This is a genomic window from Streptomyces sp. NPDC005423, assembly GCF_040606415.1.
Classification (GTDB): Bacteria; Actinomycetota; Actinomycetes; order Streptomycetales; family Streptomycetaceae; genus Streptomyces.
Map to the genome: position 1 here is coordinate 174619 of NZ_JBEXET010000008.1, position 22849 is coordinate 197467.

34 protein-coding genes and 1 pseudogene are annotated in these 22849 nt (G+C 66.2%); all 35 read left to right on the forward strand.

Annotated features, from left to right (window positions below; translation table 11 throughout):
• Position 1 precedes the first annotated feature (1 nt).
• Positions 2 to 472 (forward strand): 30S ribosomal protein S7, encoded by a 471-nt coding sequence (gene rpsG / locus ABZT12_RS12795; RefSeq protein WP_005481264.1) that lies wholly within the window; start codon positions 2 to 4, stop codon positions 470 to 472.
• Between the two features lie 39 nt (positions 473 to 511).
• A complete protein-coding gene (gene fusA / locus ABZT12_RS12800; protein WP_356381828.1) occupies positions 512 to 2638 on the forward strand; it encodes an elongation factor G in 2127 nt (708 codons plus the stop codon).
• Between the two features lie 172 nt (positions 2639 to 2810).
• Positions 2811 to 4004 (forward strand): elongation factor Tu, encoded by a 1194-nt coding sequence (gene tuf / locus ABZT12_RS12805; protein ID WP_356381831.1) that lies wholly within the window; start codon positions 2811 to 2813, stop codon positions 4002 to 4004.
• A 227-nt stretch (positions 4005 to 4231) separates the two neighbouring features.
• Positions 4232 to 4588 (forward strand): hypothetical protein, encoded by a 357-nt coding sequence (locus tag ABZT12_RS12810; RefSeq protein WP_356381834.1) that lies wholly within the window; start codon positions 4232 to 4234, stop codon positions 4586 to 4588.
• 42 nt (positions 4589 to 4630) lie between these two features.
• Positions 4631 to 6673, forward strand: a complete 2043-nt coding sequence (locus ABZT12_RS12815) for a hypothetical protein (protein WP_356381837.1) — start codon at positions 4631 to 4633, stop codon at positions 6671 to 6673.
• Positions 6674 to 6801: 128 nt separating this feature from the next.
• Positions 6802 to 7194 (forward strand): hypothetical protein, encoded by a 393-nt coding sequence (locus ABZT12_RS12820; RefSeq protein ID WP_356381840.1) that lies wholly within the window; start codon positions 6802 to 6804, stop codon positions 7192 to 7194.
• 445 nt (positions 7195 to 7639) lie between these two features.
• Positions 7640 to 7948, forward strand: coding sequence for a 30S ribosomal protein S10 (gene rpsJ, locus ABZT12_RS12825; protein WP_003948644.1), 309 nt, complete (start codon positions 7640 to 7642; stop codon positions 7946 to 7948).
• Positions 7949 to 7964: 16 nt separating this feature from the next.
• A complete protein-coding gene (gene rplC / locus ABZT12_RS12830) occupies positions 7965 to 8609 on the forward strand; it encodes a 50S ribosomal protein L3 (protein ID WP_356381843.1) in 645 nt (214 codons plus the stop codon).
• A 7-nt stretch (positions 8610 to 8616) separates the two neighbouring features.
• Positions 8617 to 9285 carry a 50S ribosomal protein L4 gene (gene rplD / locus ABZT12_RS12835; RefSeq protein WP_356381846.1) on the forward strand — a complete coding sequence of 223 codons (669 nt, stop codon included), beginning with the start codon at positions 8617 to 8619 and terminating at the stop codon, positions 9283 to 9285.
• Entirely contained in the window at positions 9285 to 9704 is a 420-nt protein-coding gene (gene rplW / locus ABZT12_RS12840) for a 50S ribosomal protein L23 (protein WP_356381849.1), read from the forward strand. The genes rplD and rplW overlap by 1 nt, the downstream gene beginning before the upstream one ends.
• Positions 9705 to 9742: 38 nt before the next feature.
• A complete protein-coding gene (rplB, locus tag ABZT12_RS12845) occupies positions 9743 to 10579 on the forward strand; it encodes a 50S ribosomal protein L2 (protein ID WP_007494772.1) in 837 nt (278 codons plus the stop codon).
• A 12-nt stretch (positions 10580 to 10591) separates the two neighbouring features.
• A complete protein-coding gene (rpsS, locus tag ABZT12_RS12850) occupies positions 10592 to 10873 on the forward strand; it encodes a 30S ribosomal protein S19 (protein WP_010986346.1) in 282 nt (93 codons plus the stop codon).
• Positions 10874 to 10915: 42 nt separating this feature from the next.
• Positions 10916 to 11263 carry a 50S ribosomal protein L22 gene (gene rplV / locus ABZT12_RS12855; protein ID WP_006604878.1) on the forward strand — a complete coding sequence of 116 codons (348 nt, stop codon included), beginning with the start codon at positions 10916 to 10918 and terminating at the stop codon, positions 11261 to 11263.
• A complete protein-coding gene (rpsC, locus tag ABZT12_RS12860) occupies positions 11263 to 12111 on the forward strand; it encodes a 30S ribosomal protein S3 (protein ID WP_356381853.1) in 849 nt (282 codons plus the stop codon). The genes rplV and rpsC overlap by 1 nt, the downstream gene beginning before the upstream one ends.
• Positions 12112 to 12116: 5 nt before the next feature.
• Positions 12117 to 12536, forward strand: a complete 420-nt coding sequence (gene rplP / locus ABZT12_RS12865; protein WP_010986348.1) for a 50S ribosomal protein L16 — start codon at positions 12117 to 12119, stop codon at positions 12534 to 12536.
• Entirely contained in the window at positions 12536 to 12760 is a 225-nt protein-coding gene (gene rpmC, locus ABZT12_RS12870) for a 50S ribosomal protein L29 (RefSeq protein WP_280878457.1), read from the forward strand. The genes rplP and rpmC overlap by 1 nt, the downstream gene beginning before the upstream one ends.
• Positions 12760 to 13047: a 30S ribosomal protein S17 gene (gene rpsQ, locus ABZT12_RS12875; protein WP_356381857.1), complete on the forward strand. Its 288-nt coding sequence runs from the start codon at positions 12760 to 12762 to the stop codon at positions 13045 to 13047. Before rpmC ends, rpsQ begins: the two co-directional genes overlap by 1 nt.
• A 130-nt stretch (positions 13048 to 13177) precedes the next feature.
• Positions 13178 to 13546 carry a 50S ribosomal protein L14 gene (gene rplN, locus ABZT12_RS12880; protein WP_003998823.1) on the forward strand — a complete coding sequence of 123 codons (369 nt, stop codon included), beginning with the start codon at positions 13178 to 13180 and terminating at the stop codon, positions 13544 to 13546.
• 2 nt (positions 13547 to 13548) lie between these two features.
• A complete protein-coding gene (gene rplX / locus ABZT12_RS12885) occupies positions 13549 to 13872 on the forward strand; it encodes a 50S ribosomal protein L24 (RefSeq protein WP_037747982.1) in 324 nt (107 codons plus the stop codon).
• The gene (rplE, locus tag ABZT12_RS12890; RefSeq protein ID WP_311571685.1) at positions 13872 to 14429 is read left to right on the forward strand and encodes a 50S ribosomal protein L5; all 558 of its coding nucleotides are present in this window, start codon (positions 13872 to 13874) and stop codon (positions 14427 to 14429) included. Before rplX ends, rplE begins: the two co-directional genes overlap by 1 nt.
• 5 nt (positions 14430 to 14434) lie before the next feature.
• Positions 14435 to 14620 carry a type Z 30S ribosomal protein S14 gene (locus ABZT12_RS12895; RefSeq protein ID WP_003948630.1) on the forward strand — a complete coding sequence of 62 codons (186 nt, stop codon included), beginning with the start codon at positions 14435 to 14437 and terminating at the stop codon, positions 14618 to 14620.
• A 209-nt stretch (positions 14621 to 14829) separates the two neighbouring features.
• Positions 14830 to 15228 carry a 30S ribosomal protein S8 gene (gene rpsH, locus ABZT12_RS12900; protein ID WP_013001411.1) on the forward strand — a complete coding sequence of 133 codons (399 nt, stop codon included), beginning with the start codon at positions 14830 to 14832 and terminating at the stop codon, positions 15226 to 15228.
• Positions 15229 to 15252: 24 nt separating this feature from the next.
• Complete coding sequence (gene rplF, locus ABZT12_RS12905; RefSeq protein ID WP_356381863.1) at positions 15253 to 15792, forward strand: 50S ribosomal protein L6; 540 nt, start codon at positions 15253 to 15255, stop codon at positions 15790 to 15792.
• 3 nt (positions 15793 to 15795) lie between these two features.
• Positions 15796 to 16179, forward strand: coding sequence for a 50S ribosomal protein L18 (gene rplR, locus ABZT12_RS12910; protein WP_356381866.1), 384 nt, complete (start codon positions 15796 to 15798; stop codon positions 16177 to 16179).
• A gap of 65 nt (positions 16180 to 16244) precedes the next feature.
• On the forward strand, positions 16245 to 16850 hold the full coding sequence (gene rpsE, locus ABZT12_RS12915; RefSeq protein WP_006376045.1) for a 30S ribosomal protein S5: 606 nt from the start codon (positions 16245 to 16247) through the stop codon (positions 16848 to 16850).
• Positions 16850 to 17032, forward strand: coding sequence for a 50S ribosomal protein L30 (gene rpmD / locus ABZT12_RS12920; protein WP_326721203.1), 183 nt, complete (start codon positions 16850 to 16852; stop codon positions 17030 to 17032). The genes rpsE and rpmD overlap by 1 nt, the downstream gene beginning before the upstream one ends.
• Positions 17033 to 17034: 2 nt before the next feature.
• A complete protein-coding gene (gene rplO, locus ABZT12_RS12925) occupies positions 17035 to 17490 on the forward strand; it encodes a 50S ribosomal protein L15 (protein WP_356381870.1) in 456 nt (151 codons plus the stop codon).
• A gap of 174 nt (positions 17491 to 17664) precedes the next feature.
• Positions 17665 to 18978: a preprotein translocase subunit SecY gene (secY, locus tag ABZT12_RS12930; protein ID WP_356381873.1), complete on the forward strand. Its 1314-nt coding sequence runs from the start codon at positions 17665 to 17667 to the stop codon at positions 18976 to 18978.
• Entirely contained in the window at positions 18978 to 19640 is a 663-nt protein-coding gene (locus ABZT12_RS12935) for an adenylate kinase (RefSeq protein WP_356381875.1), read from the forward strand. The genes secY and ABZT12_RS12935 overlap by 1 nt, the downstream gene beginning before the upstream one ends.
• A 98-nt stretch (positions 19641 to 19738) precedes the next feature.
• Positions 19739 to 20575 (forward strand): type I methionyl aminopeptidase, encoded by an 837-nt coding sequence (gene map, locus ABZT12_RS12940; RefSeq protein WP_356381878.1) that lies wholly within the window; start codon positions 19739 to 19741, stop codon positions 20573 to 20575.
• Positions 20576 to 20871: 296 nt separating this feature from the next.
• Positions 20872 to 21093 carry a translation initiation factor IF-1 gene (gene infA / locus ABZT12_RS12945; RefSeq protein ID WP_003948620.1) on the forward strand — a complete coding sequence of 74 codons (222 nt, stop codon included), beginning with the start codon at positions 20872 to 20874 and terminating at the stop codon, positions 21091 to 21093.
• Between the two features lie 60 nt (positions 21094 to 21153).
• Positions 21154 to 21267: a 50S ribosomal protein L36 gene (gene rpmJ / locus ABZT12_RS12950; RefSeq protein WP_003998809.1), complete on the forward strand. Its 114-nt coding sequence runs from the start codon at positions 21154 to 21156 to the stop codon at positions 21265 to 21267.
• A 220-nt stretch (positions 21268 to 21487) separates the two neighbouring features.
• A complete protein-coding gene (rpsM, locus tag ABZT12_RS12955; protein WP_280878449.1) occupies positions 21488 to 21868 on the forward strand; it encodes a 30S ribosomal protein S13 in 381 nt (126 codons plus the stop codon).
• 69 nt (positions 21869 to 21937) lie between these two features.
• A complete protein-coding gene (rpsK, locus tag ABZT12_RS12960; RefSeq protein ID WP_003956432.1) occupies positions 21938 to 22342 on the forward strand; it encodes a 30S ribosomal protein S11 in 405 nt (134 codons plus the stop codon).
• Between the two features lie 139 nt (positions 22343 to 22481).
• Positions 22482 to 22849 (forward strand): annotated as a pseudogene (locus ABZT12_RS12965) (DNA-directed RNA polymerase subunit alpha); the annotation flags it as partial.

A 22849-nucleotide genomic window follows, 5' to 3' on the forward strand; every position in this document is an offset into this window, starting at 1 on the left:
AATGCCTCGTAAGGGCCCTGCCCCGAAGCGCCCGGTCATCATCGACCCGGTCTACGGTTCTCCTCTTGTCACGTCGCTGATCAACAAGGTGCTGCTGAACGGCAAGCGCTCCACCGCCGAGCGCATCGTGTACGGCGCCATGGAGGGCCTGCGCGAGAAGACCAGCAACGACCCGGTCATCACGCTGAAGCGCGCGCTGGAGAACATCAAGCCCACGCTTGAGGTCAAGTCCCGCCGAGTCGGTGGCGCGACCTACCAGGTGCCGATCGAGGTCAAGCCCGGTCGTGCCAACACCCTGGCGCTGCGCTGGCTGGTCGGTTACTCCCGCGCCCGTCGCGAGAAGACCATGACCGAGCGTCTGCTCAACGAGCTTCTGGACGCTTCGAACGGCCTCGGTGCGGCCGTCAAGAAGCGCGAGGACACCCACAAGATGGCCGAGTCCAACAAGGCCTTCGCGCACTACCGCTGGTAGTCGCTCCCCACATCGAGACCGAGAGAAGACCGAAGCCTTATGGCTACCACTTCACTTGACCTGGCCAAGGTCCGCAACATCGGGATCATGGCCCACATCGACGCGGGCAAGACGACCACCACCGAGCGGATCCTGTTCTACACCGGTGTGTCCTACAAGATCGGTGAGGTCCACGACGGCGCCGCCACCATGGACTGGATGGAGCAGGAGCAGGAGCGTGGCATCACGATCACCTCCGCTGCCACCACCTGTCACTGGCCGCTTGAGGACGTCGACCACACCATCAACATCATCGACACCCCGGGCCACGTCGACTTCACCGTCGAGGTGGAGCGTTCGCTGCGCGTGCTCGACGGCGCCGTGACGGTGTTCGACGGCGTCGCCGGTGTCGAGCCCCAGTCCGAGACCGTCTGGCGTCAGGCGGACCGCTACGGCGTCCCGCGCATCTGCTTCGTCAACAAGCTCGACCGGACCGGTGCCGAGTTCCACCGTTGCGTCGACATGATCAGCGGCCGCCTGGGCGCGACGCCGATCGTCATGCAGCTCCCGATCGGCGCCGAGGCCGACTTCAAGGGCGTCGTCGACCTGGTCACGATGAAGGCCTTCGTGTGGTCCGCCGAGGCGGAGAAGGGCGAGATGTACGACGTCGTCGACATCCCGGCCACCCACACCGAGGCTGCCGAGGAGTACCGCGGCAAGCTCGTCGAGACCGTCGCCGAGAACGACGACGAGATCATGGAGCTGTACCTGGAGGGCCAGGAGCCTTCCGTGGAGCAGCTGTACGCCGCGATCCGTCGCATCACCATCGCGTCCGGCAAGTCCGACAGCATCACCGTCACCCCGGTGTTCTGTGGCACCGCGTTCAAGAACAAGGGCGTCCAGCCCCTGCTCGACGCGGTCGTGCGCTACCTTCCCTCCCCCCTGGACGTCGAGGCCATCGAGGGCCACGACGTCAAGGACCCGGAGCTGGTCGTCAAGCGCAAGCCGTCCGACGACGAGCCGCTCTCCGCCCTCGCGTTCAAGATCATGAGCGACCCGCACCTGGGCAAGCTCACCTTCGTCCGGGTCTACTCGGGCCGCCTGGTGTCCGGCACCGCCGTGCTGAACTCCGTCAAGGGCAAGAAGGAGCGCATCGGCAAGATCTACCGTATGCACGCGAACAAGCGTGAGGAGATCGAGTCGGTGGGCGCCGGCGACATCGTCGCCGTGATGGGTCTGAAGCAGACCACGACCGGTGAGACGCTCTGCGACGACAAGCAGCCGGTGATCCTGGAGTCCATGGACTTCCCGGCCCCGGTCATCCAGGTCGCCATCGAGCCCAAGTCCAAGGGCGACCAGGAGAAGCTCGGCGTCGCGATCCAGCGTCTGGCCGAGGAGGACCCGTCCTTCCAGGTCCACTCGGACGAGGAGACCGGCCAGACCATCATCGGTGGTATGGGCGAGCTGCACCTTGAGGTGCTGGTCGACCGTATGCGCCGTGAGTTCCGGGTCGAGGCCAACGTCGGCAAGCCGCAGGTCGCCTACCGCGAGACGATCCGCAAGGCCGTCGAGCGCGTGGACTACACCCACAAGAAGCAGACCGGTGGTACCGGTCAGTTCGCCAAGGTGCAGATCGCGATCGAGCCCATCGAGGGCGGCGACGCCTCGTACGAGTTCGTGAACAAGGTGACCGGTGGCCGTATCCCGAAGGAGTACATCCCTTCGGTCGACGCCGGTGCGCAGGAGGCCATGCAGTTCGGCATCCTCGCCGGGTACGAGATGACGGGCGTCCGCGTCACGCTTCTCGACGGTGCCTACCACGAGGTCGACTCCTCCGAGCTCGCGTTCAAGATCGCCGGCTCGCAGGCCTTCAAGGAGGCCGCCCGCAAGGCGTCACCCGTGCTCCTTGAGCCGATGATGGCCGTCGAGGTCACCACGCCCGAGGACTACATGGGCGAGGTCATCGGCGACATCAACTCCCGCCGTGGCCAGATCCAGGCCATGGAGGAGCGGGCCGGTGCCCGCGTCGTGAAGGGCCTCGTGCCCCTCTCGGAGATGTTCGGCTACGTCGGCGACCTCCGCAGCAAGACCTCGGGTCGCGCAAGCTACTCGATGCAGTTCGACTCCTACGCCGAGGTTCCCAGGAACGTCGCCGAGGAGATCATCGCGAAGGCCAAGGGCGAGTAACACACCCCGTTTACACGCTTTAGGCTTGACACCGACCGCCGGGGTGCGAAGACCGGCAGAGGGACGAGAGATCGTCCCCGGAAACCGGGCGAATACCCCGGCGGGCGGCATCCCAGCAAAGATCACCTGGCGCCGATGAGTAAGGCGTACCAGAACCACACAGGAGGCCCCAGTGGCGAAGGCGAAGTTCGAGCGGACTAAGCCGCACGTCAACATCGGCACCATCGGTCACATCGACCACGGTAAGACGACCCTCACGGCCGCCATTACCAAGGTGCTGCACGACGCGTACCCCGACCTGAACGAGGCCTCGGCCTTCGACCAGATCGACAAGGCTCCCGAGGAGCGCCAGCGCGGTATCACGATCTCCATCGCGCACGTCGAGTACCAGACGGAGACGCGTCACTACGCCCACGTCGACTGCCCCGGTCACGCGGACTACATCAAGAACATGATCACGGGTGCGGCGCAGATGGACGGCGCCATCCTCGTGGTCGCCGCCACCGACGGCCCGATGCCGCAGACCAAGGAGCACGTGCTCCTGGCCCGCCAGGTCGGCGTTCCCTACATCGTTGTCGCCCTGAACAAGGCCGACATGGTGGACGACGAGGAGATCCTGGAGCTCGTCGAGCTCGAGGTCCGTGAGCTCCTCTCCGAGTACGAGTTCCCGGGCGACGACCTGCCGGTCGTCAAGGTCTCGGCGCTCAAGGCGCTCGAGGGCGACAAGGAGTGGGGCCAGTCGGTCCTGAACCTGATGGCCGCCGTCGACGAGTCCATCCCGACCCCCGAGCGTGACGTCGACAAGCCGTTCCTCATGCCCGTCGAGGACGTCTTCACGATCACCGGTCGCGGTACGGTCGTCACCGGCCGTATCGAGCGTGGTGTCCTGAAGGTCAACGAGACCGTTGACATCATCGGCATCAAGCAGGACAAGACCACCACCACGGTCACCGGCATCGAGATGTTCCGCAAGCTGCTCGACGAGGGCCAGGCCGGTGAGAACGTCGGTCTGCTGCTCCGTGGCATCAAGCGCGAGGACGTAGAGCGCGGCCAGGTCATCATCAAGCCCGGCTCGGTCACCCCGCACACGGAGTTCGAGGCGCAGGCGTACATCCTGTCCAAGGACGAGGGCGGCCGTCACACGCCGTTCTTCAACAACTACCGTCCCCAGTTCTACTTCCGTACGACGGACGTGACCGGCGTCGTGACCCTCCCCGAGGGCACCGAGATGGTCATGCCGGGTGACAACACCGAGATGAAGGTGGAGCTCATCCAGCCCGTCGCCATGGAGGAGGGCCTGAAGTTCGCCATCCGTGAGGGTGGTCGCACGGTGGGCGCCGGCCAGGTCACCAAGATCAACAAGTGATCTCGGACTGACCCGTCCGGTCTCTGACCGGTAGGTCTCGAAGAGGCCCGTACGACTTCGGTCGTACGGGCCTCTTTGCTGTTCCCCGCCACGGCCGGCGGGGGGAGGGGCGCGTCAACGCGACGGCGCGGAAAGACTCCGTGACGAACGGCCGGGTCCGTCGGTTGAAGGCACGGGGTCCGCTGGGGATCCGACAGGTGCGGTACGGCGAAGGGCGGGCGTCTCCCGTGACGGGACCCAACGGAGCGGCTTCCCCGGATCTGGCGTCCTCGCCGGCTGAGAAGCGGGCGGCGGCACGGGCCGTCCAGGATCACATCGAGCCGGACACCCGCGACGCGGGCGGCTGGGCCGACGAGGAGACGGGGGCCGCGGTGAAGGCGTTCGGCCCGAAGGACGGGGACGGCTGGCTGACGTCGCCGGCCCTGAAGAAGGCGCACGGGACCTGGACGGACCAGGTGAAGAACCTGATGGACCGGCTCGGTGCGGAGAAGGACGCGCTGCGCGGCGGGAACGCCGTACTCACGAGCACGGACCTGGCGGTGGGGTCGACGCTGCGGCGGACGTCCGCGCTGGACCGGTACTGAGACGCCGGGGTCACCAGACGCATGCCGACCTACCACGAGATCATGAGCACCGACCTCGCCACGCTGACCACGGCGGCCGAGCGCTGGGACGGGATGGCGGGCGAGTTCGGGCGGCAGGAGACGGCGTACCGGCGGGACGTGTACGGCGTCTCCGTGCGCCCCTCCTGGACGGGGCTGAGCGCGGACGCCGCGCACGCGCGGTTCGACATCACGCTCAGGGAGTTCCAGTACGCGCAGACCGAGGCCAAGGCCGTCGCGTCGCTGCTCCGCGACGCCCACCAGCAGTTCGTGGAGGGCCGGGGCCGGGTGGAGGCGGCACGGCGGGAGGCGCTGGCGGCCGGGATGCGGGTGTCCGAGGCGGGGGTGGTGAGCCCGGCCCCGGCGCCGGACCCCCACTCCGGCGCCGAGCCGGCCAGACCGCCCGGCGCCCCGGCGCACGACGCGCACCACTGGCAGGAACGCATCGACCGGGCGGTGCGGGAGGTGACGGACGCGGACACGGGCGTCCGGGTCGCCCTGGCCGCGGTCGTGCTCGACTCCGACGTGATCGCCGGCGGCCGGGGCTTCAACGGCCGAGCGACAGGCGACATCGAACGCTACGAGGCCGAAGACGCGCAGGGCGTCCTCGCGCGCCTCGGCCGGGGTGAACACCTGTCGGGCAAGGAACTGTCGGAGCTGGAACGGCTGCTGCGCGACAACAGCGACGACGAGGTGTTCTCACGGACGGTCCTGGACGGGCTGGGCGCGGACGGCACGATCCGGCTCACGAACGAGCTGAACGACATGATCCACGGTCCCGCCGGTGACCGGGGCGGCGACTGCTCCACGATCGAGAGGGGCCTCGCCGACGCCCTCGCCACGGCCACCAGGGACACGAAGTCCGCGTGGTACCGGCGGTGGCGGGCCGGGATGCGGAAGGTGGGCGCGGAACGGTACGCGACGGACGCCCAGGGACTCCACCTCGACAAGGCCCTCGGCTACCAGTCGTTGGTCACGCTCATGCAGAAGGGGCACGGGTACGCGCCGGCGATGCTCGAAGACCTCACCGACGACATGATCACGACGGAGAAACGGGAACCGGGAATCTGGCGGTTGAAGACGGAGTACGGCGGCCGACGGGGCGGCTGGTTCGCCAACGACCCCGTGGACGGAATGCTCGGCCTCATGAGCCACAGCCCGGACACGGCGGCGCATTACCTCAACTCCGGCGACCACATGAAGTACCTCATGAAGGACCGCGACTGGAACGTCGTCCTCCACGAACACGACGGGCCGAAGGCGGCGGAATACCGGGCCGGCCCCGACGCGGACGACCGGGCGGGGTTCGGGGCGGCGCTCCAGGCTGCCGCCACGGGAATCGACCCGGCCGACCGGCACGCCCACTTCGTCGCCCACGACAAGGCGAACGAGGCGGTGTTCCGATCGGCGTTCGGACACCTGGCCGACAGCGGCGACGACTTCCCGCCCTCACTGCGGAAGCCGATGGCCAATGTGCTGGTCAATTACGGGGACAAGGTGCATGCGGCCATGAGTGAGGTGGACATCGCCCATTCGCCCCTCAAACAGGAGCAGTTGTTCGAGGTCGTCAAGCAGGTATCCAAGGACGAGGGCGCGTACGGGGTGCTGAACGGTGGGCTCAACCACTCCATCGTCACGGACATCCACCGCGACCACTCCCACACCACCGACTCCCTGACCCGGGCCGGCCGGACCGTCGGCTTCCTGGAAGAGGCCCGGGTGCAGGCCGCGGGCGATCCCAAGACAGCGGAGTTCGCGACCAAGCCGATGTTCGACAAGGCGATCAGCTATCTGCCCGTGGGGAGCAGTGATGTGCAGGTCGGATTCGACTATGTGACGGAGCGGTGGCTCGCGGACGAGCAGAAGAGGCTGGATGACCAGCAGGCGGACACGAACGTCCAGGCCTACAGCAAGAGGAACGGCCAACTAATGGCACTTGCGGATGAGTGGAAGAAGACCCGTCACACGGACGGGAACTCGTACTACGACCCCAAACTTGAGATCAGCAGATCCGCACGAGACGGAATTGCGCAGGCGGCTGGTATGTCCGGAGAGCAAGCCAAGTGAACGTTCGCTGGTCCTTGGTCGCGTTGACTCTTTCCATCCTTACGGTGTCCTGTGGAGCCTCCGCTGATCATGCGCTCCCAAGAACTATTTGCGGCACGCCCGTCGACCCCACGGTCACCCGCCCGCTCGTGACATCCACGGATGACCTGCACGAGTTCACCCGCGTCGATCGTTCCGAGGCAATCACCGCCCCCTGCGTGCTTCTGGATGGACGCGATCCCGTTCTCAGCTTCCGCTTCTCATGGGATGACACCGCAAGAGACCTCATGTACCTGGCGACGGGCACCGGGTCGATCTCGGGAGTCAGGCAACCACGCGGCATCGACTTTGCCTACAAGACCCTCGTCGGTACGGACGGTGCCATCTCCATCGCGCCCTGTAAGACCAACGGCGGGGAGTACTTCACGCTGACTCTTCAGGTGCCGCGGATCAAGTTGACGGATCAGACGCACCGCGGGGACATCGAGCGGTTCATGCGGGCCTACTTCCCGGCGACGCTCAGGACGTTGGGGTGCAGGTAGCGTCCGGCAGTCGGCGGAGCCGAGTCGCGCCCGTGTTTGACCTACGTCACTCCGGGGGTATTGTCTCCGCTCCGATTGGCCAGCCCCCCGGGGCTTATGGCAGACTGTCGGAGTTGCTCGGTCGAGTTGTCGATGCTGCGCGCCTCCCGCCGGGAGGACCGGAAGCGAGTCCCACAGTACTCGTCGTTCCAACTGCCCCCAGGGCAGCGCTGGGACGGACGTACGGGAATCTTTCGGGAAGTGTCAGTGCGGCGCCGGCCAGGCATCCGGTGGGCTTCTCGCCCTCGGCCTGCGGTTCCGGAAGGGCCGCGCATTCCCAGCAGGGATGTCCAGAAGCAGGACATCTGTGTCGGCGGAAGCGCGACACACCCGACCGCGTGGGTCGGCGGAGACCAGGGAAACACCGGGTTCCAGAGCGTACGAGAGACAGGACTACTGAGTAGCCATGGCGGGACAGAAGATCCGCATCCGGCTCAAGGCCTACGACCACGAGGTCATCGACTCCTCGGCGAAGAAGATCGTCGAGACGGTGACGCGCACTGGTGCGTCGGTCGCGGGCCCGGTGCCGCTGCCCACTGAGAAGAACGTGTACTGCGTCATCAAGTCGCCGCACAAGTACAAGGACTCGCGCGAGCACTTCGAGATGCGCACGCACAAGCGCCTGATCGACATCCTCGACCCGACTCCCAAGACCGTTGACTCTCTGATGCGACTCGACCTCCCGGCCGGTGTCGACATCGAGATCAAGCTCTAGGGGCGGTGATCTGAGAATGGCTAAGCAGATCAAGGGCATCCTGGGCGAGAAGCTCGGCATGACGCAGGTGTGGGACGAGAACAACCGTGTTGTTCCCGTCACCGTCGTCAAGGCCAGCGCGAACGTCGTCACCCAGGTCCGTACGAATGACTCCGACGGCTACGAGTCGGTCCAGATCGCCTTCGGCGAGATCGACCCGCGCAAGGTGAACAAGCCCCTCAAGGGCCACTTCGCCAAGGCCGACGTCACTCCCCGTCGTCACCTCGTCGAGATCCGTACCGCTGACGCCAGCGAGTACACCCTCGGCCAGGAGATCACCGCCGCGACCTTCGAGGCCGGCGTCAAGGTGGACGTGACCGGCAAGAGCAAGGGCAAGGGCTTCGCCGGTGTCATGAAGCGTCACAACTTCAAGGGCCTCGGCGCCGGACACGGCACCCAGCGCAAGCACCGCTCTCCCGGCTCCATCGGTGGCTGTGCCACCCCGGGCCGTGTGTTCAAGGGCCTCCGCATGGCGGGTCGCATGGGCAACGAGCGGGTCACCACCCAGAACCTGACCGTCCACGCCGTTGACGCGGAGAAGGGTCTGCTGCTCATCAAGGGCGCGGTTCCCGGTCCGAACGGCGGCCTCGTCCTGGTCCGCACCGCGGCCAAGGGGGCCTGAGGTACCGATGAGCACTGTTGACATCCTTTCGCCGGCAGGCGACAAGACCGGGACGGTCGAACTCCCCGCGGAGATTTTCGACGTCGAGAAGATCAGCATCCCGCTGCTTCACCAGGTTGTCGTCGCGCAGCTGGCCGCTGCCCGCCAGGGCACGCACAAGACCAAGACTCGCGGCGAGGTGCGGGGTGGCGGTAAGAAGCCTTACCGTCAGAAGGGCACCGGCCGTGCGCGCCAGGGCTCTACCCGTGCGCCGCAGTTCGCCGGTGGTGGCGTCGTGCACGGTCCCGTGCCGCGTGACTACTCGCAGCGGACCCCGAAGAAGATGAAGGCCGCGGCCCTGCGCCACGCCCTCACCGACCGAGCCCGCAACGCTCGCATCCACGTCGTCTCCGGCGTCCTCGAGGGCGATTCCCCGTCCACGAAGGCCGCCAGGTCGCTGCTCGGCAAGATCTCGGAGCGCAAGAACCTGCTCCTGGTCATCGACCGTGCCGACGAGGCCGCGTGGCTGTCCGCCCGCAACCTGCCCCAGGTCCACATCCTGGAGCCGGGCCAGCTGAACACGTACGACGTTCTCGTCTCGGACGACGTGGTCTTCACCCAGGCCGCTTTCGAGTCCTTCGTGTCCGGCACGCCGAGTGCCGAGCTGAACACTGACACCGAAGGGAGCGACGCCTGATGGCTACGCGTCACCCGAGCATCGCCTCGAAGGCCGCCAAGGCCAAGAAGGTCGCGCGCCTCGCCAAGGCGAAGCGCCACGAGACCGAGGGCAAGAACACCGTCGAGACGCCGCTGAGCAAGTCGTTCACGGACCACCGTGACGTACTGCTCAAGCCGGTCGTCTCCGAGAAGAGCTACGCGCTCCTCGACGACGGCAAGTACACGTTCATCGTCGCCCCGGGCGCCAACAAGACCCAGATCAAGCAGGCCGTCCAGGCGGTCTTCTCGGTCAAGGTCACCGGGGTCAACACGATCAACCGCCAGGGCAAGCGCAAGCGCACGAAGACCGGGTTCGGTCAGCGTGCCTCCACCAAGCGCGCGATCGTGACCCTCGCCGAGGGCGACCGTATCGACATCTTCGGCGGTCCGTCCGCGTAAGCGGGTCGGATCGTCCGATATCGGACGAGGACTGAGAAATGGGAATCCGCAAGTACAAGCCGACTACGCCGGGCCGTCGTGGCTCCAGCGTCGCCGACTTCGTCGAGGTCACGCGGTCCACGCCGGAGAAGTCGCTGGTCCGCCCGCTGCACAGCAAGGGCGGCCGTAACAACGCCGGTCGTGTGACCGTTCGCCACCAAGGTGGCGGACACAAGCGCGCCTACCGTGTCATCGACTTCCGTCGCCATGACAAGGACGGCGTGCCGGCGAAGGTCGCGCACATCGAGTACGACCCCAACCGCACCGCGCGCATCGCGCTGCTGCACTACGCGGACGGCGAGAAGCGCTACATCCTCGCCCCGCGCAACCTGCAGCAGGGCGACCGGGTGGAGAACGGTCCCGGGGCCGACATCAAGCCGGGCAACAACCTGGCCCTCCGCAACATCCCGGTCGGTACCACGATCCACGCGATCGAGCTCCGTCCTGGTGGCGGTGCCAAGTTCGCCCGCTCCGCCGGTGCCTCCGTGCAGCTGCTCGCGAAGGAGGGCTCGATGGCCCACCTCCGCATGCCTTCCGGTGAGATCCGCCTGGTCGACCAGCGCTGCCGCGCCACGGTCGGCGAGGTCGGCAACGCCGAGCAGAGCAACATCAACTGGGGTAAGGCCGGCCGCAAGCGCTGGCTGGGCGTCCGCCCGACCGTTCGCGGTGTGGCGATGAACCCGGTCGACCACCCGCACGGTGGTGGTGAGGGCAAGACCTCCGGTGGTCGCCACCCGGTCTCCCCGTGGGGTCAGAAGGAGGGTCGTACTCGTTCGCCGAAGAAGGCTTCGAACAAGTACATCGTCCGCCGCCGCAAGACGAACAAGAAGCGCTAGGAGCGGGTTTAGATGCCGCGCAGTCTCAAGAAGGGGCCCTTCGTCGACGACCACCTGATCAAGAAGGTGGACGCCCAGAACGAAGCAGGTTCCAAGAACGTCATCAAGACCTGGTCCCGTCGCTCGATGATCATCCCGGCCATGCTGGGTCACACGATCGCGGTGCACAACGGCAAGACCCACATTCCGGTGTTTGTCACCGAGTCGATGGTCGGCCACAAGCTCGGCGAGTTCTCGCCGACGCGCACCTTCCGGGGTCACGTCAAGGACGACCGGAAGTCGAAGCGCCGCTAGCAGCGGGGTGGAATGACCATGACAGACACTGGAAGGACAACCATGGAAGCCAGGGCCCAGGCGCGGTACATCCGCGTCACGCCCATGAAGGCCCGCCGCGTGGTGGACCTTATCCGTGGCATGGATGCCACGGAGGCTCAGGCGGTCCTGCGTTTCGCCCCGCAGGCCGCGAGCGTGCCGGTCGGCAAGGTGCTTGACAGCGCCATTGCCAACGCCGCGCACAACTACGACCACACCGACGCCGGCAGCCTTGTCATCTCCGAGGCGTACGTCGACGAGGGTCCGACCCTGAAGCGGTTCCGTCCGCGGGCCCAGGGCCGTGCCTACCGGATCCGCAAGCGGACCAGCCACATCACCGTGGTCGTCAGCAGCAAGGAAGGAACCCGGTAATGGGCCAGAAGGTTAACCCGCATGGGTTCCGGCTCGGCATCACCACGGACTTCAAGTCCCGCTGGTACGCCGACAAGCTGTACAAGGACTACGTCAAGGAAGACGTCGCCATCCGCCGGATGATGACGTCCGGCATGGAGCGCGCCGGCATCTCGAAGGTGGAGATCGAGCGCACCCGTGACCGCGTGCGGGTGGACATCCACACCGCCCGCCCGGGCATCGTCATCGGCCGCCGCGGCGCGGAGGCCGACCGTATCCGCGGTGACCTGGAGAAGCTGACCGGCAAGCAGGTCCAGCTGAACATCCTCGAGGTCAAGAACCCGGAGACGGACGCTCAGCTGGTGGCCCAGGCCGTCGCCGAGCAGCTGTCCTCCCGCGTCTCCTTCCGTCGGGCCATGCGTAAGAGCATGCAGTCCGCCATGAAGGCCGGCGCCAAGGGCATCAAGATCCAGTGCGGCGGTCGCCTCGGCGGCGCCGAGATGTCCCGCTCGGAGTTCTACCGCGAGGGCCGTGTGCCCCTGCACACCCTCCGCGCGAACGTGGATTACGGCTTCTTCGAGGCCAAGACGACCTTCGGCCGTATCGGTGTGAAGGTCTGGATCTACAAGGGCGACGTCAAGAACATCGCCGAGGTCCGCGCCGAGAACGCCGCTGCCCGCGCCGGCAACCGCCCGGCCCGTGGCGGCGCCGACCGCCCGGCCCGCGGTGGTGCCCGTGGTGGCGAGCGCGGCGGTCGCGGTCGTAAGCCGCAGTCGGCTCCCGCCGCCGAGGCCCCCAAGGCCGAGGCTCCGGCGGCTGCCGCTCCGGCCGAGGCTGCGCCCTCTTCTACCGGTGGAACGGAGGCCTGACCGACATGCTGATCCCCCGTAGGGTCAAGCACCGCAAGCAGCACCACCCCAAGCGTCGTGGTCAGGCCAAGGGCGGTACGCAGGTTTCGTTCGGCGAGTACGGCATTCAGGCCCTCACGCCGGCGTACGTGACGAACCGCCAGATCGAGGCCGCCCGTATCGCGATGACCCGCCACATCAAGCGTGGCGGCAAGGTCTGGATCAACATCTACCCGGACCGCCCGCTCACGAAGAAGCCTGCCGAGACCCGCATGGGTTCCGGTAAGGGTTCGCCCGAGTGGTGGATCGCGAACGTGCACCCGGGTCGGGTCATGTTCGAACTGTCCTACCCCAACGAGAAGATCGCCCGTGAGGCCCTCACTCGCGCAGCCCACAAGCTGCCGATGAAGTGCCGGATCGTCAAGCGCGAGGCAGGTGAAGCGTGATGTCGGTCGGTACCAAGGCGTCCGAGCTGCGCGAACTGGGTGACGAGGAGCTTCTCAACAAGCTCCGCGAAGCCAAGGAAGAGCTGTTCAACCTCCGCTTCCAGGCGGCAACCGGTCAGCTCGAAAACCACGGGCGGCTCAAGGCCGTCCGCAAGGACATCGCGCGGATCTACACCCTGATGCGTGAGCGCGAGCTGGGCATCGAGACGGTGGAGAGCGCCTGATGAGCGAGAGCAACGTGACTGAAGAGCAGACCGCCACCCGCGGTTTCCGCAAGACCCGTGAGGGTCTCGTCGTCAGCGACAAGATGGACAAGACTGTCGTCGTCGCCGTCGAGGACCGGGTGAAGCACGCCCTGTACGGCAAGGTCATCCGCCGTACGAACAAGCTGAAGGCCCACGACGAGCAGAACGCCGCAGGCGTCGGTGACCGCGTCCTCCTCATGGAGACGCGTCCGCTGTCCGCGACGAAGCGCTGGCGCGTCGTCGAGATCCTCGAGAAGGCCAAGTAGGCAATTCGCGCAAGCGAATTCCATGAAAACGCCCTGCGGGACCAATCCCGCAGGTCAGTTCCGCCAGGCTCGGCAGGGGTCCTCGCACTGAGGCCCCTGCCGGGAACCGGCAGACGATCAGGAGATAGACGTGATCCAGCAGGAGTCGCGACTGCGTGTCGCCGACAACACTGGTGCGAAGGAAATCCTTTGCATCCGTGTGCTCGGTGGCTCCGGTCGCCGCTACGCGGGCATCGGCGACGTCATCGTCGCCACCGTCAAGGACGCGATCCCCGGTGGCAACGTGAAGAAGGGTGACGTCGTCAAGGCGGTCATCGTTCGCACCGTGAAGGAGCGCCGCCGTCCGGACGGCTCGTACATCCGCTTCGACGAGAACGCCGCCGTCATTCTGAAGAACGACGGCGACCCTCGTGGCACCCGCATCTTCGGCCCGGTCGGGCGTGAGCTGCGCGAGAAGAAGTTCATGAAGATCATCTCGCTGGCTCCGGAGGTGCTGTAAGCATGAAGATCAAGAAGGGCGACCTGGTTCAGGTCATCACCGGTAAGGACAAGGGCAAGCAGGGCAAGGTCATTGCCGCTTACCCGCGCGACGAGCGCGTCCTGGTCGAGGGTGTCAACCGGGTCAAGAAGCACACCAAGGCCGGCCCGACCGCCAGCGGTTCCCAGGCCGGCGGCATCGTGACCACCGAGGCCCCGATTCACGTGAGCAATGTTCAGCTCGTCGTGGAGAAGGACGGCAACAAGGTTGTCACGCGCGTCGGTTACCGCTTCGACGACGAGGGCAACAAGGTTCGCGTTGCCAAGCGGACGGGTGAGGACATCTGATGACTACCACCACCACTCCGCGTCTCAAGACGAAGTACCGCGAGGAGATCGCGGGCAAGCTGCGTGAGGAGTTCTCGTACGAGAACGTCATGCAGATCCCCGGCCTCGTCAAGATCGTGGTCAACATGGGTGTGGGCGACGCCGCCCGCGACTCCAAGCTGATCGAGGGCGCGATCCGCGACCTCACCACGATCACCGGTCAGAAGCCGGCCGTGACCAAGGCCCGCAAGTCCATCGCGCAGTTCAAGCTGCGTGAGGGTCAGCCGATCGGTGCCCACGTCACGCTCCGTGGCGACCGCATGTGGGAGTTCCTGGACCGCACCCTGTCGCTCGCGCTTCCGCGCATCCGCGACTTCCGTGGTCTGTCTCCCAAGCAGTTCGACGGTCGTGGCAACTACACCTTCGGTCTGACCGAGCAGGTCATGTTCCACGAGATCGACCAGGACAAGATCGACCGCGTCCGGGGTATGGACATCACCGTGGTGACCACGGCGACCAACGACGCCGAAGGCCGTGCCCTTCTCCGTCACCTCGGCTTCCCCTTCAAGGAGGCGTAAGCGAGATGGCGAAGAAGGCTCTGATTGCCAAGGCTGCTCGTAAGCCCAAGTTCGGTGTGCGCGGCTACACCCGCTGCCAGCGCTGCGGCCGCCCGCACTCCGTGTACCGCAAGTTCGGCCTCTGCCGCGTGTGCCTTCGTGAGATGGCTCACCGTGGCGAGCTGCCGGGCGTGACCAAGAGCTCCTGGTAGTCCGGTAATCCGGACTCCCGAAGCTCTCGGTAAGTAAAGGGTTCGGTCAGGTGCCCACCTCTCCATGGCTTAGGCTAGGAGGGTTGGGCGCCTGACGCCCAGACGACTTACTACGCCGTAGGTCCACCGCGCCGCACCCGCCCCGTCTCGGATCGGGGAGAGGGATGGCGCACCAGGAAACCCCGGCGAGAGAGGCCGAAGGCCAATTCATGACCATGACTGATCCGATCGCAGACATGCTTACGCGTCTGCGGAACGCGAACTCGGCATACCACGACTCTGTGACGATGCCGGCATCGAAGATCAAGTCTCACATCGCGGAGATCCTCCAGCAGGAGGGCTTCATCACGGGCTGGAAGGTCGAGGACGCCGAGGTCGGCAAGAACCTCGTTCTCGAGCTGAAGTTCGGCCCGAACCGTGAGCGCTCCATCGCGGGCATCAAGCGGATCTCCAAGCCCGGTCTCCGGGTGTACGCGAAGTCCACCTCCCTGCCCAAGGTGCTGGGTGGCCTCGGCGTGGCGATCATCTCCACGTCGCACGGGCTCCTCACCGACAAGCAGGCCGGCAAGAAGGGCGTAGGCGGAGAAGTTCTCGCCTACGTCTGGTAGCGGAAGGGAACGGAGGAAACAGCTATGTCGCGTATTGGCAAGCTCCCCATCACGGTTCCCGCCGGCGTGGACGTCACCATCGACGGCCGTACGGTCGCGGTCAAGGGCCCCAAGGGCTCGCTGACCCACACCGTCGCTGCGCCGATCGATATCGCCAAGGGTGAGGACGGCGTTCTCAACGTCACCCGCCCCAACGACGAGCGTCAGAACAAGGCCCTGCACGGCCTGTCCCGCACGCTGGTGGCGAACATGATCACCGGCGTGACCGAGGGTTACGTGAAGAAGCTCGAGATCAGCGGTGTCGGTTACCGCGTGGCGGCCAAGGGATCGAACCTCGAGTTCGCTCTCGGCTACAGCCACTCGATCACGGTCGAGGCCCCCGAGGGAATCACCTTCAAGGTGGAGACCCCGACCCGCTTCCAGGTCGAGGGCATCGACAAGCAGAAGGTCGGCGAGGTTGCGGCCAACATCCGCAAGCTGCGCAAGCCCGACCCGTACAAGGCCAAGGGTGTCAAGTACGAGGGCGAAGTCATCCGGCGCAAGGTCGGAAAGGCGGGTAAGTAAGCCATGGCATACGGTACGAAGATCGCTAAGGGCGACGCTTACAAGCGTGCTGCCATCAAGCGTCGTCACGTCCGCATCCGGAAGCACATCTCCGGTACGGCTGAGCGTCCGCGCCTGGTCGTGACCCGCTCCAACCGCCACATCGTGGCCCAGGTCATCGACGACATCAAGGGTCACACCCTGGCGTCGGCGTCGACCCTGGACACCTCGATCCGCGGCGGCGAGAGCGACAAGTCCGCGCAGGCCAAGTCGGTCGGCGCCCTGGTCGCCGAGCGCGCCAAGGCCGTCGGCGTCGAGGCTGTCGTATTCGACCGTGGTGGCAACCAGTACGCGGGGCGCATCGCCGCCCTGGCGGACGCCGCCCGCGAAGCCGGACTCAAGTTCTAAGCCGCCCGTCGCGGCAGCGACTGAGTGTTGCTGCGTAGCTAGCGGAAACAGAGAGAGGTAATCCAATGGCTGGACCCCAGCGCCGTGGAAGCGGTGCCGGTGGCGGCGAGCGGCGGGACCGGAAGGGCCGTGACGGCGGCGCTGCTGCCGCCGAGAAGACCGCGTACGTTGAGCGCGTAGTCGCGATCAACCGCGTCGCCAAGGTTGTCAAGGGTGGCCGTCGCTTCAGCTTCACCGCGCTCGTCGTGGTGGGCGACGGTGACGGCACCGTGGGTGTCGGTTACGGCAAGGCCAAGGAGGTGCCGGCCGCCATCGCCAAGGGTGTTGAGGAGGCCAAGAAGCACTTCTTCAAGGTCCCCCGTATCCAGGGCACCATCCCGCACCCGATCACGGGCGAGAAGGCCGCGGGCGTCGTCCTGCTCAAGCCTGCCTCCCCCGGTACCGGCGTTATCGCCGGTGGTCCGGTGCGTGCTGTGCTCGAGTGCGCCGGCGTGCACGACATCCTGTCGAAGTCGCTCGGCTCCTCCAACGCGATCAACATCGTGCACGCGACCGTGGCGGCCCTCAAGGGCCTGCAGCGTCCCGAGGAGATCGCGGCCCGCCGCGGTCTGCCCCTCGAAGACGTCGCCCCCGCGGCTCTCCTTCGTGCACGTGCCGGGGCGGGTGCGTAATGGCTCGCCTCAAGGTCACGCAGACGAAGTCGTACATCGGCAGCAAGCAGAACCACCGTGACACCCTTCGGTCGCTTGGTCTCAAGGGGATCAACACCGTGGTGGTCAAGGATGATCGTCCCGAGTTCCGCGGAATGGTGCACACCGTCCGCCACCTCGTGACGGTCGAGGAGGTCGACTGATCATGGCGGAGAACAAGCCGCTCAAGATCCACAACCTCCGTCCTGCCCCGGGCGCCAAGACCGCCAAGACCCGTGTGGGTCGTGGTGAGGCGTCGAAGGGTAAGACGGCAGGTCGTGGTACCAAGGGCACGAAGGCCCGTTACCAGGTCTCGGAGCACTTCGAGGGTGGCCAGACGCCTCTCCACATGCGTCTTCCCAAGCTCAAGGGCTTCCGGAACCCGTTCAGGACCGAGTACCAGGTCGTGAACCTCGACAAGCTGGGCGCGCTGTACCCGGAGGGTGGCGAGGTCACCGTCGAGGGACTCGTCGCCAAGGGCGCCGTTCGCAAGAACAGCCTCGTCAAGGTCCTCGGCCAGGGTGAACTCGCCGTGGCGCTGCAGGTGTCGGTCGACGCCGTCTCCGGCTCCGCCAAGGAGAAGATCACCGCCGCGGGCGGTACCGTCAACGAGCTCATCTGAGCGCGGTGACGTAAGCGATCCCGACCGGGGATACCCCATAACGGGGTATCCCCGGTTGGTCGTTCCACGGGGGCAGTGTCGCCGGTAAGGTGGCCTGCACTGTTCACTTCCGTATTCGTCGAACCTCAAGACCGTCACCCTTGACGCACTGGCGCGGGGGTCGCAGGAGGCACCGTGCTCACCGCGTTCGCCCGGGCGTTCAGGACGCCCGACCTGCGCAAGAAGCTGCTCTTCACGCTCGGCATCATCGTGGTCTACCGGGTCGGTACCCACGTTCCGATCCCCGGCGTCAACTACACGGCCGTACAGCAGTGTGTGACCGAGGCCTCCGGCAACCAGGGCCTCTTCGGTCTGGTCAACATGTTCTCCGGTGGTGCGCTGCTGCAGATCACGGTCTTCGCGCTCGGCATCATGCCGTACATCACGGCGAGCATCATTCTGCAGCTGCTGACCGTGGTGATTCCCCGGCTGGAGGCCCTCAAGAAAGAGGGCCAGGCCGGTACGACGAAGATCACTCAGTACACGCGCTATCTGACCGTGGCGCTGGCCATTCTGCAGGGCACCGGCCTGGTGGCCACCGCCCGCAGCGGCGCCCTCTTCTCCGGCTGCACGGTCGCGACGAGCATCGTCCCGGACCGTGCCATCTTCAGCACCATCACCATGGTCGTCGTCATGACGGCGGGTACGTGTGTCGTGATGTGGCTCGGTGAGCTCATCACCGACCGCGGTATCGGCAACGGCATGTCGATCCTGATGTTCATCTCGATCGCCGCGACCTTCCCGTCCGCGCTGTGGACCATCAAGAAGCAGGGCACGCTGGCCGGCGGCTGGATCGAGTTCGGCACCGTCATCCTGGTCGGCCTGGTCATGGTCGGCCTCGTCGTCTTCGTCGAACAGGCCCAGCGCCGCATTCCGGTCCAGTACGCGAAGCGGATGATCGGCCGCCGGTCCTACGGCGGAACCTCTACCTACATTCCGCTGAAGGTCAATCAGGCGGGTGTGATTCCCGTCATCTTCGCGTCGTCGCTGCTCTACATCCCGGCTCTGGTCGCCCAGTTCTCCGGCGGAACGTCCGGCTGGAAGACCTGGGTGCAGACGAACCTGACCAAGGGCGACCATCCGATCTACCTGATCAGCTACTTCCTGCTGATTGTTTTCTTCGCCTTCTTCTACGTGGCCATCTCGTTCAACCCCGAGGAAGTCGCGGACAACATGAAGAAGTATGGTGGCTTCATCCCGGGCATCCGGGCCGGCCGGCCGACCGCCGAGTACCTGAGCTACGTACTCAACCGGATCACCTGGCCGGGTTCGCTGTATCTGGGTCTGATCGCTCTCGTCCCGACGATGGCGTTGGTCGGTTTCGGGGCGACCGGCAACTTCCCGTTCGGCGGGACCAGCATCCTGATCATCGTGGGTGTGGGTCTTGAGACGGTGAAGCAGATCGAGAGCCAGCTCCAGCAGCGCAATTACGAAGGGTTCCTCCGCTGATGCGAATCGTCCTCGTCGGGCCGCCGGGCGCCGGTAAGGGAACGCAGGCTGTGCGCCTCGCCAAGACGCTGCACATTCCGCACATCTCCACGGGCGACCTCTTCCGCGCCAACATCAGCCAGGCGACCGAGCTCGGCAAACTGGCGAAGTCGTACATGGACGCGGGCAACCTGGTCCCGGACGAGGTCACCATCGCGATGGCCAAGGACCGCATGGAGCAGGCCGACGCGGAGAACGGGTTTCTCCTCGACGGCTTTCCGCGCAACGTGTCGCAGGCCGAGGCGCTGGACGAGCTGCTGAAGACCGAGGGCATCAAGCTGGACGCGGTGCTCGACCTGGAGGTCCCCGAGGAAGAGGTGGTCAAGCGCATCGCCGGTCGCCGCATCTGCCGCAAGGACTCCAGCCACGTCTTCCACGAGACGTACAGCCCGGCCAAGAAGGAAGGCGTCTGTGACGTCTGCGGCGGCGAGCTGTACCAGCGTGACGACGACTCCGAGGTGACCGTCCGCACCCGGCTGGAGGTCTACCACACGCAGACCGAGCCGATCATCGACTACTACAAGGCCCAGGGCCTGGTGGTCACGATCTCGGCGCTCGGTCCGGTGGACGACGTCACGCAGCGGGCGCTGGAGGCGCTGAAGCGCGAGGGCACCGACAAGTAGTCGTCGGACTGTACGGCCGCGGTGCCCGCAGGGGCGTCGCGGCCGTACTGTTGTGTACGTAAACGGTTGGACGCGGAAGACGGAGAGCGCAGACCCCCATGGTGCAGATCAAGACCCCCGAGCAGATCGCCAAAATGCGTGAGGCGGGGCTGGTCGTGGCCGCCATTCACGCGGCGACGCGTGAGGCAGCGGTGCCTGGTGCCAGCACGAAGGATCTGGACGAGGTCGCGCGCAAGGTCCTCGCGGACCACGACGCCAAGCCCAACTTCCTTGGCTACGGCGGCTTTCCGGCGACGATCTGCACCTCCGTGAACGAGGTCGTCGTGCACGGCATCCCCTCCGACGAGGTCGTCCTCAAGGACGGCGACATCATCTCCGTCGACTGCGGGGCGATCATCGACGGCTGGCACGGGGACGCGGCGTACACCGCCTTCGTCGGCTCCGGCCACGCCCCTGAGCTGATCGAGCTCTCCCGGGTGACCGAGGAGTCGATGTGGGCCGGCATCGCGGCGATGAAGCCGGGCAACCGCCTCGTCGACATCTCCCGCGCGATCGAGACGTACATCCGCCGCCAGCCGAAGCCCGGCGGCGGCAAGTACGGGATCATCGAGGACTACGGCGGCCACGGCATCGGCACCGAGATGCACATGGACCCGCACCTCCTGAACTACGTCGAGAAGCGCCGCGGCAAGGGCCCCAAACTGATCCCCGGCTTCTGCCTGGCCATCGAGCCGATGGTCTCCCTGGGCACCCCGAGGACGGAGGTCCTCTCCGACGACTGGACGGTCATCACGACCGACGGCACGTGGTCCTCGCACTGGGAGCACTCGATCGCTCTGACGGAGGCGGGCCCGCTCGTCCTGACGGCCCCGGACGGCGGCAGGGCGAAGCTGGCGGAGTACGGCATCAGCGCGGCCCCGGACCCGCTGGCGTAACGACGGCTTCCGCTGCCCGAAGCAGGTGGGGCGCCCTGGGTGTGCGGACCCGCGCAGAGGCCCGTTGTCCGTGTCGGCTCCGGACGGCGGTGCGGCGAAGTCGGCCGGGCCGGGATCGTGAGCGCGTCGGCCCCGCCCGCTTAAGGATCATGCGGGCGGGGCATCCTTCCTCGATTCGTCTTTCAGGATGTGCTGACGTAGACTGACTCGTCGGCTCTCGTGCACCCGCATGTCCGCATGCGCCCGTCAGGGAATGCACTGGAGTCGATCAAGGTAGTCGATTCGAAGGGCGAAGCGTGGCCAAGAAGCAAGGTGCCATCGAGATCGAGGGCACTGTCGTCGAGTCTCTTCCGAACGCCATGTTCAAGGTTGAGCTCCAGAACGGCCACCAGGTCCTGGCGCACATCAGCGGCAAGATGCGTATGCACTACATCCGTATCCTCCCTGACGACCGGGTCGTGGTGGAGTTGTCTCCGTACGACCTCACGCGCGGCCGGATCGTCTACCGCTACAAGTAGATCTTGCCCGGGTTCCGCGCGAGCGGGGCCGCAGGCAACTGACCCGGAGAACCTCACCCCATGAAGGTCAAGCCGAGCGTCAAGAAGATCTGCGACAAGTGCAGGGTGATCCGCCGTCACGGTCGGGTCATGGTCATCTGCGAGAACCCGCGCCACAAGCAGCGCCAGGGCTGACGCAGGACCGTCCCTCTGCATCTGTTCGCAGGGATTCGCGCGACGCGAGCAAAGCATGTTCATACGCAGGATCCGGGCGCCGTTGGCGTCTGATACCCCCGGCTCGGAGGCCGGGGACCCGGTTCGCCCTTCGTTTCCGACCGCCCCTCCGGGCAGCGCGGAGCGGGCGACGGGGGTCTGGTGCTGCGGAAGACCTCCGAAGATCAACTGGAGCCATTGAATGGCACGCGTTTCCGGTGTCGACATCCCGCGCGAAAAGCGTGTGGAGGTCGCCCTCACCTACGTGTTCGGCATTGGCCGGACGCTGTCCCAGCTGACGCTGGCCGAGACGGGCATCGACCCCAACACCCGTGTTCGCGACCTCTCCGAGGAGCAGCTCGTCGCGATCCGTGAGTACGTCGACGCCAACATCAAGACCGAGGGTGACCTCCGTCGCGAGGTGCAGGCCGACATCCGCCGCAAGGTGGAGATCGGCTGCTACCAGGGTCTGCGTCACCGTCGAGGTCTGCCCGTCCGCGGTCAGCGCACCAGCACGAACGCTCGCACCCGCAAGGGCCCGCGTCGCGCCATCGCCGGCAAGAAGAAGCCGGGCAAGAAGTAGTCCTCAGCGGACAACGCTTCATCAGCGGTCTTCGCTGTAGGACCGACCACCTCCCCGTAGGAGTTATAGATGCCCCCCAAGGGTCGTCAGGGCGCTGCCAAGAAGGTGCGCCGCAAGGAAAAGAAGAACGTCGCTCACGGCCACGCGCACATCAAGAGCACGTTCAACAACACGATCGTCTCGATCACGGACCCCTCGGGCAACGTGATCTCCTGGGCCTCCGCCGGCCACGTCGGCTTCAAGGGCTCGCGCAAGTCCACCCCCTTCGCCGCGCAGATGGCCGCCGAGTCGGCCGCCCGCCGCGCGCAGGAGCACGGCATGCGCAAGGTCGACGTCTTCGTGAAGGGCCCGGGTTCGGGTCGCGAGACGGCCATCCGTTCGCTTCAGGCGACCGGTCTTGAGGTCGGCTCGATCCAGGACGTCACCCCCACCCCGCACAACGGCTGCCGTCCGCCCAAGCGCCGCCGCGTCTGACGCACGGTTGTCTCGGGTTCCGGGCGGTACGGCCTTTCGGGGCCGTGCCGCCCGTAGCCTTGCGGCAGGAACGACACCGGGCTGCCGCCCGGTGAGCAGGGCGTCAAATAGCGGGCGCCCCTGACTGAAGGATCGCAACATGCTGATTGCTCAGCGTCCCTCGTTGACCGAAGAGGTCGTCGACGAGTTCCGCTCCCGGTTCGTGATCGAGCCGCTGGAGCCGGGATTCGGCTACACCCTCGGCAACTCCCTGCGTCGCACACTCCTCTCGTCGATCCCCGGCGCCGCTGTCACCAGCATCCGGATCGACGGCGTCCTGCACGAGTTCACCACCGTGCCGGGTGTCAAGGAGGACGTCACCGACCTCATCCTCAACATCAAGCAGCTGGTCGTCTCCTCGGAGCACGACGAGCCGGTCGTGATGTACCTGCGCAAGCAGGGCCCGGGTCTGGTCACCGCCGCCGACATCGCGCCGCCGGCCGGTGTCGAGGTGCACAACCCCGACCT

What these genes read in the sequence shown, in the direction of transcription:
- rplO (WP_356381870.1), top strand. Translation starts at nt 17,035, where the DNA reads ATGGCGGAGAACAAGCCGCTCAAGATCCACAACCTCCGTCCTGCCCCG.
- rplE (WP_311571685.1), top strand. Translation starts at nt 13,872, where the DNA reads ATGACTACCACCACCACTCCGCGTCTCAAGACGAAGTACCGCGAGGAG.
- rpsQ (WP_356381857.1), top strand. Translation starts at nt 12,760, where the DNA reads ATGAGCGAGAGCAACGTGACTGAAGAGCAGACCGCCACCCGCGGTTTC.
- rplR (WP_356381866.1), top strand. Translation starts at nt 15,796, where the DNA reads ATGGCATACGGTACGAAGATCGCTAAGGGCGACGCTTACAAGCGTGCT.
- rpmJ (WP_003998809.1), top strand. Translation starts at nt 21,154, where the DNA reads ATGAAGGTCAAGCCGAGCGTCAAGAAGATCTGCGACAAGTGCAGGGTG.
- rpsS (WP_010986346.1), top strand. Translation starts at nt 10,592, where the DNA reads ATGCCGCGCAGTCTCAAGAAGGGGCCCTTCGTCGACGACCACCTGATC.
- rplF (WP_356381863.1), top strand. Translation starts at nt 15,253, where the DNA reads ATGTCGCGTATTGGCAAGCTCCCCATCACGGTTCCCGCCGGCGTGGAC.
- rpmC (WP_280878457.1), top strand. Translation starts at nt 12,536, where the DNA reads ATGTCGGTCGGTACCAAGGCGTCCGAGCTGCGCGAACTGGGTGACGAG.
- rplP (WP_010986348.1), top strand. Translation starts at nt 12,117, where the DNA reads ATGCTGATCCCCCGTAGGGTCAAGCACCGCAAGCAGCACCACCCCAAG.
- rplW (WP_356381849.1), top strand. Translation starts at nt 9,285, where the DNA reads ATGGCTACGCGTCACCCGAGCATCGCCTCGAAGGCCGCCAAGGCCAAG.
- rplX (WP_037747982.1), top strand. Translation starts at nt 13,549, where the DNA reads ATGAAGATCAAGAAGGGCGACCTGGTTCAGGTCATCACCGGTAAGGAC.
- rplD (WP_356381846.1), top strand. Translation starts at nt 8,617, where the DNA reads ATGAGCACTGTTGACATCCTTTCGCCGGCAGGCGACAAGACCGGGACG.
- rpsJ (WP_003948644.1), top strand. Translation starts at nt 7,640, where the DNA reads ATGGCGGGACAGAAGATCCGCATCCGGCTCAAGGCCTACGACCACGAG.
- rpsC (WP_356381853.1), top strand. Translation starts at nt 11,263, where the DNA reads ATGGGCCAGAAGGTTAACCCGCATGGGTTCCGGCTCGGCATCACCACG.
- rpsK (WP_003956432.1), top strand. Translation starts at nt 21,938, where the DNA reads ATGCCCCCCAAGGGTCGTCAGGGCGCTGCCAAGAAGGTGCGCCGCAAG.
- rpsM (WP_280878449.1), top strand. Translation starts at nt 21,488, where the DNA reads ATGGCACGCGTTTCCGGTGTCGACATCCCGCGCGAAAAGCGTGTGGAG.
- fusA (WP_356381828.1), top strand. Translation starts at nt 512, where the DNA reads ATGGCTACCACTTCACTTGACCTGGCCAAGGTCCGCAACATCGGGATC.
- ABZT12_RS12935 (WP_356381875.1), top strand. Translation starts at nt 18,978, where the DNA reads ATGCGAATCGTCCTCGTCGGGCCGCCGGGCGCCGGTAAGGGAACGCAG.
- rpmD (WP_326721203.1), top strand. Translation starts at nt 16,850, where the DNA reads ATGGCTCGCCTCAAGGTCACGCAGACGAAGTCGTACATCGGCAGCAAG.
- rpsG (WP_005481264.1), top strand. Translation starts at nt 2, where the DNA reads ATGCCTCGTAAGGGCCCTGCCCCGAAGCGCCCGGTCATCATCGACCCG.
- rpsH (WP_013001411.1), top strand. Translation starts at nt 14,830, where the DNA reads ATGACCATGACTGATCCGATCGCAGACATGCTTACGCGTCTGCGGAAC.
- rpsE (WP_006376045.1), top strand. Translation starts at nt 16,245, where the DNA reads ATGGCTGGACCCCAGCGCCGTGGAAGCGGTGCCGGTGGCGGCGAGCGG.
- ABZT12_RS12815 (WP_356381837.1), top strand. Translation starts at nt 4,631, where the DNA reads ATGAGCACCGACCTCGCCACGCTGACCACGGCGGCCGAGCGCTGGGAC.
- rplV (WP_006604878.1), top strand. Translation starts at nt 10,916, where the DNA reads ATGGAAGCCAGGGCCCAGGCGCGGTACATCCGCGTCACGCCCATGAAG.
- rplC (WP_356381843.1), top strand. Translation starts at nt 7,965, where the DNA reads ATGGCTAAGCAGATCAAGGGCATCCTGGGCGAGAAGCTCGGCATGACG.
- rplB (WP_007494772.1), top strand. Translation starts at nt 9,743, where the DNA reads ATGGGAATCCGCAAGTACAAGCCGACTACGCCGGGCCGTCGTGGCTCC.
- map (WP_356381878.1), top strand. Translation starts at nt 19,739, where the DNA reads ATGGTGCAGATCAAGACCCCCGAGCAGATCGCCAAAATGCGTGAGGCG.
- ABZT12_RS12895 (WP_003948630.1), top strand. Translation starts at nt 14,435, where the DNA reads ATGGCGAAGAAGGCTCTGATTGCCAAGGCTGCTCGTAAGCCCAAGTTC.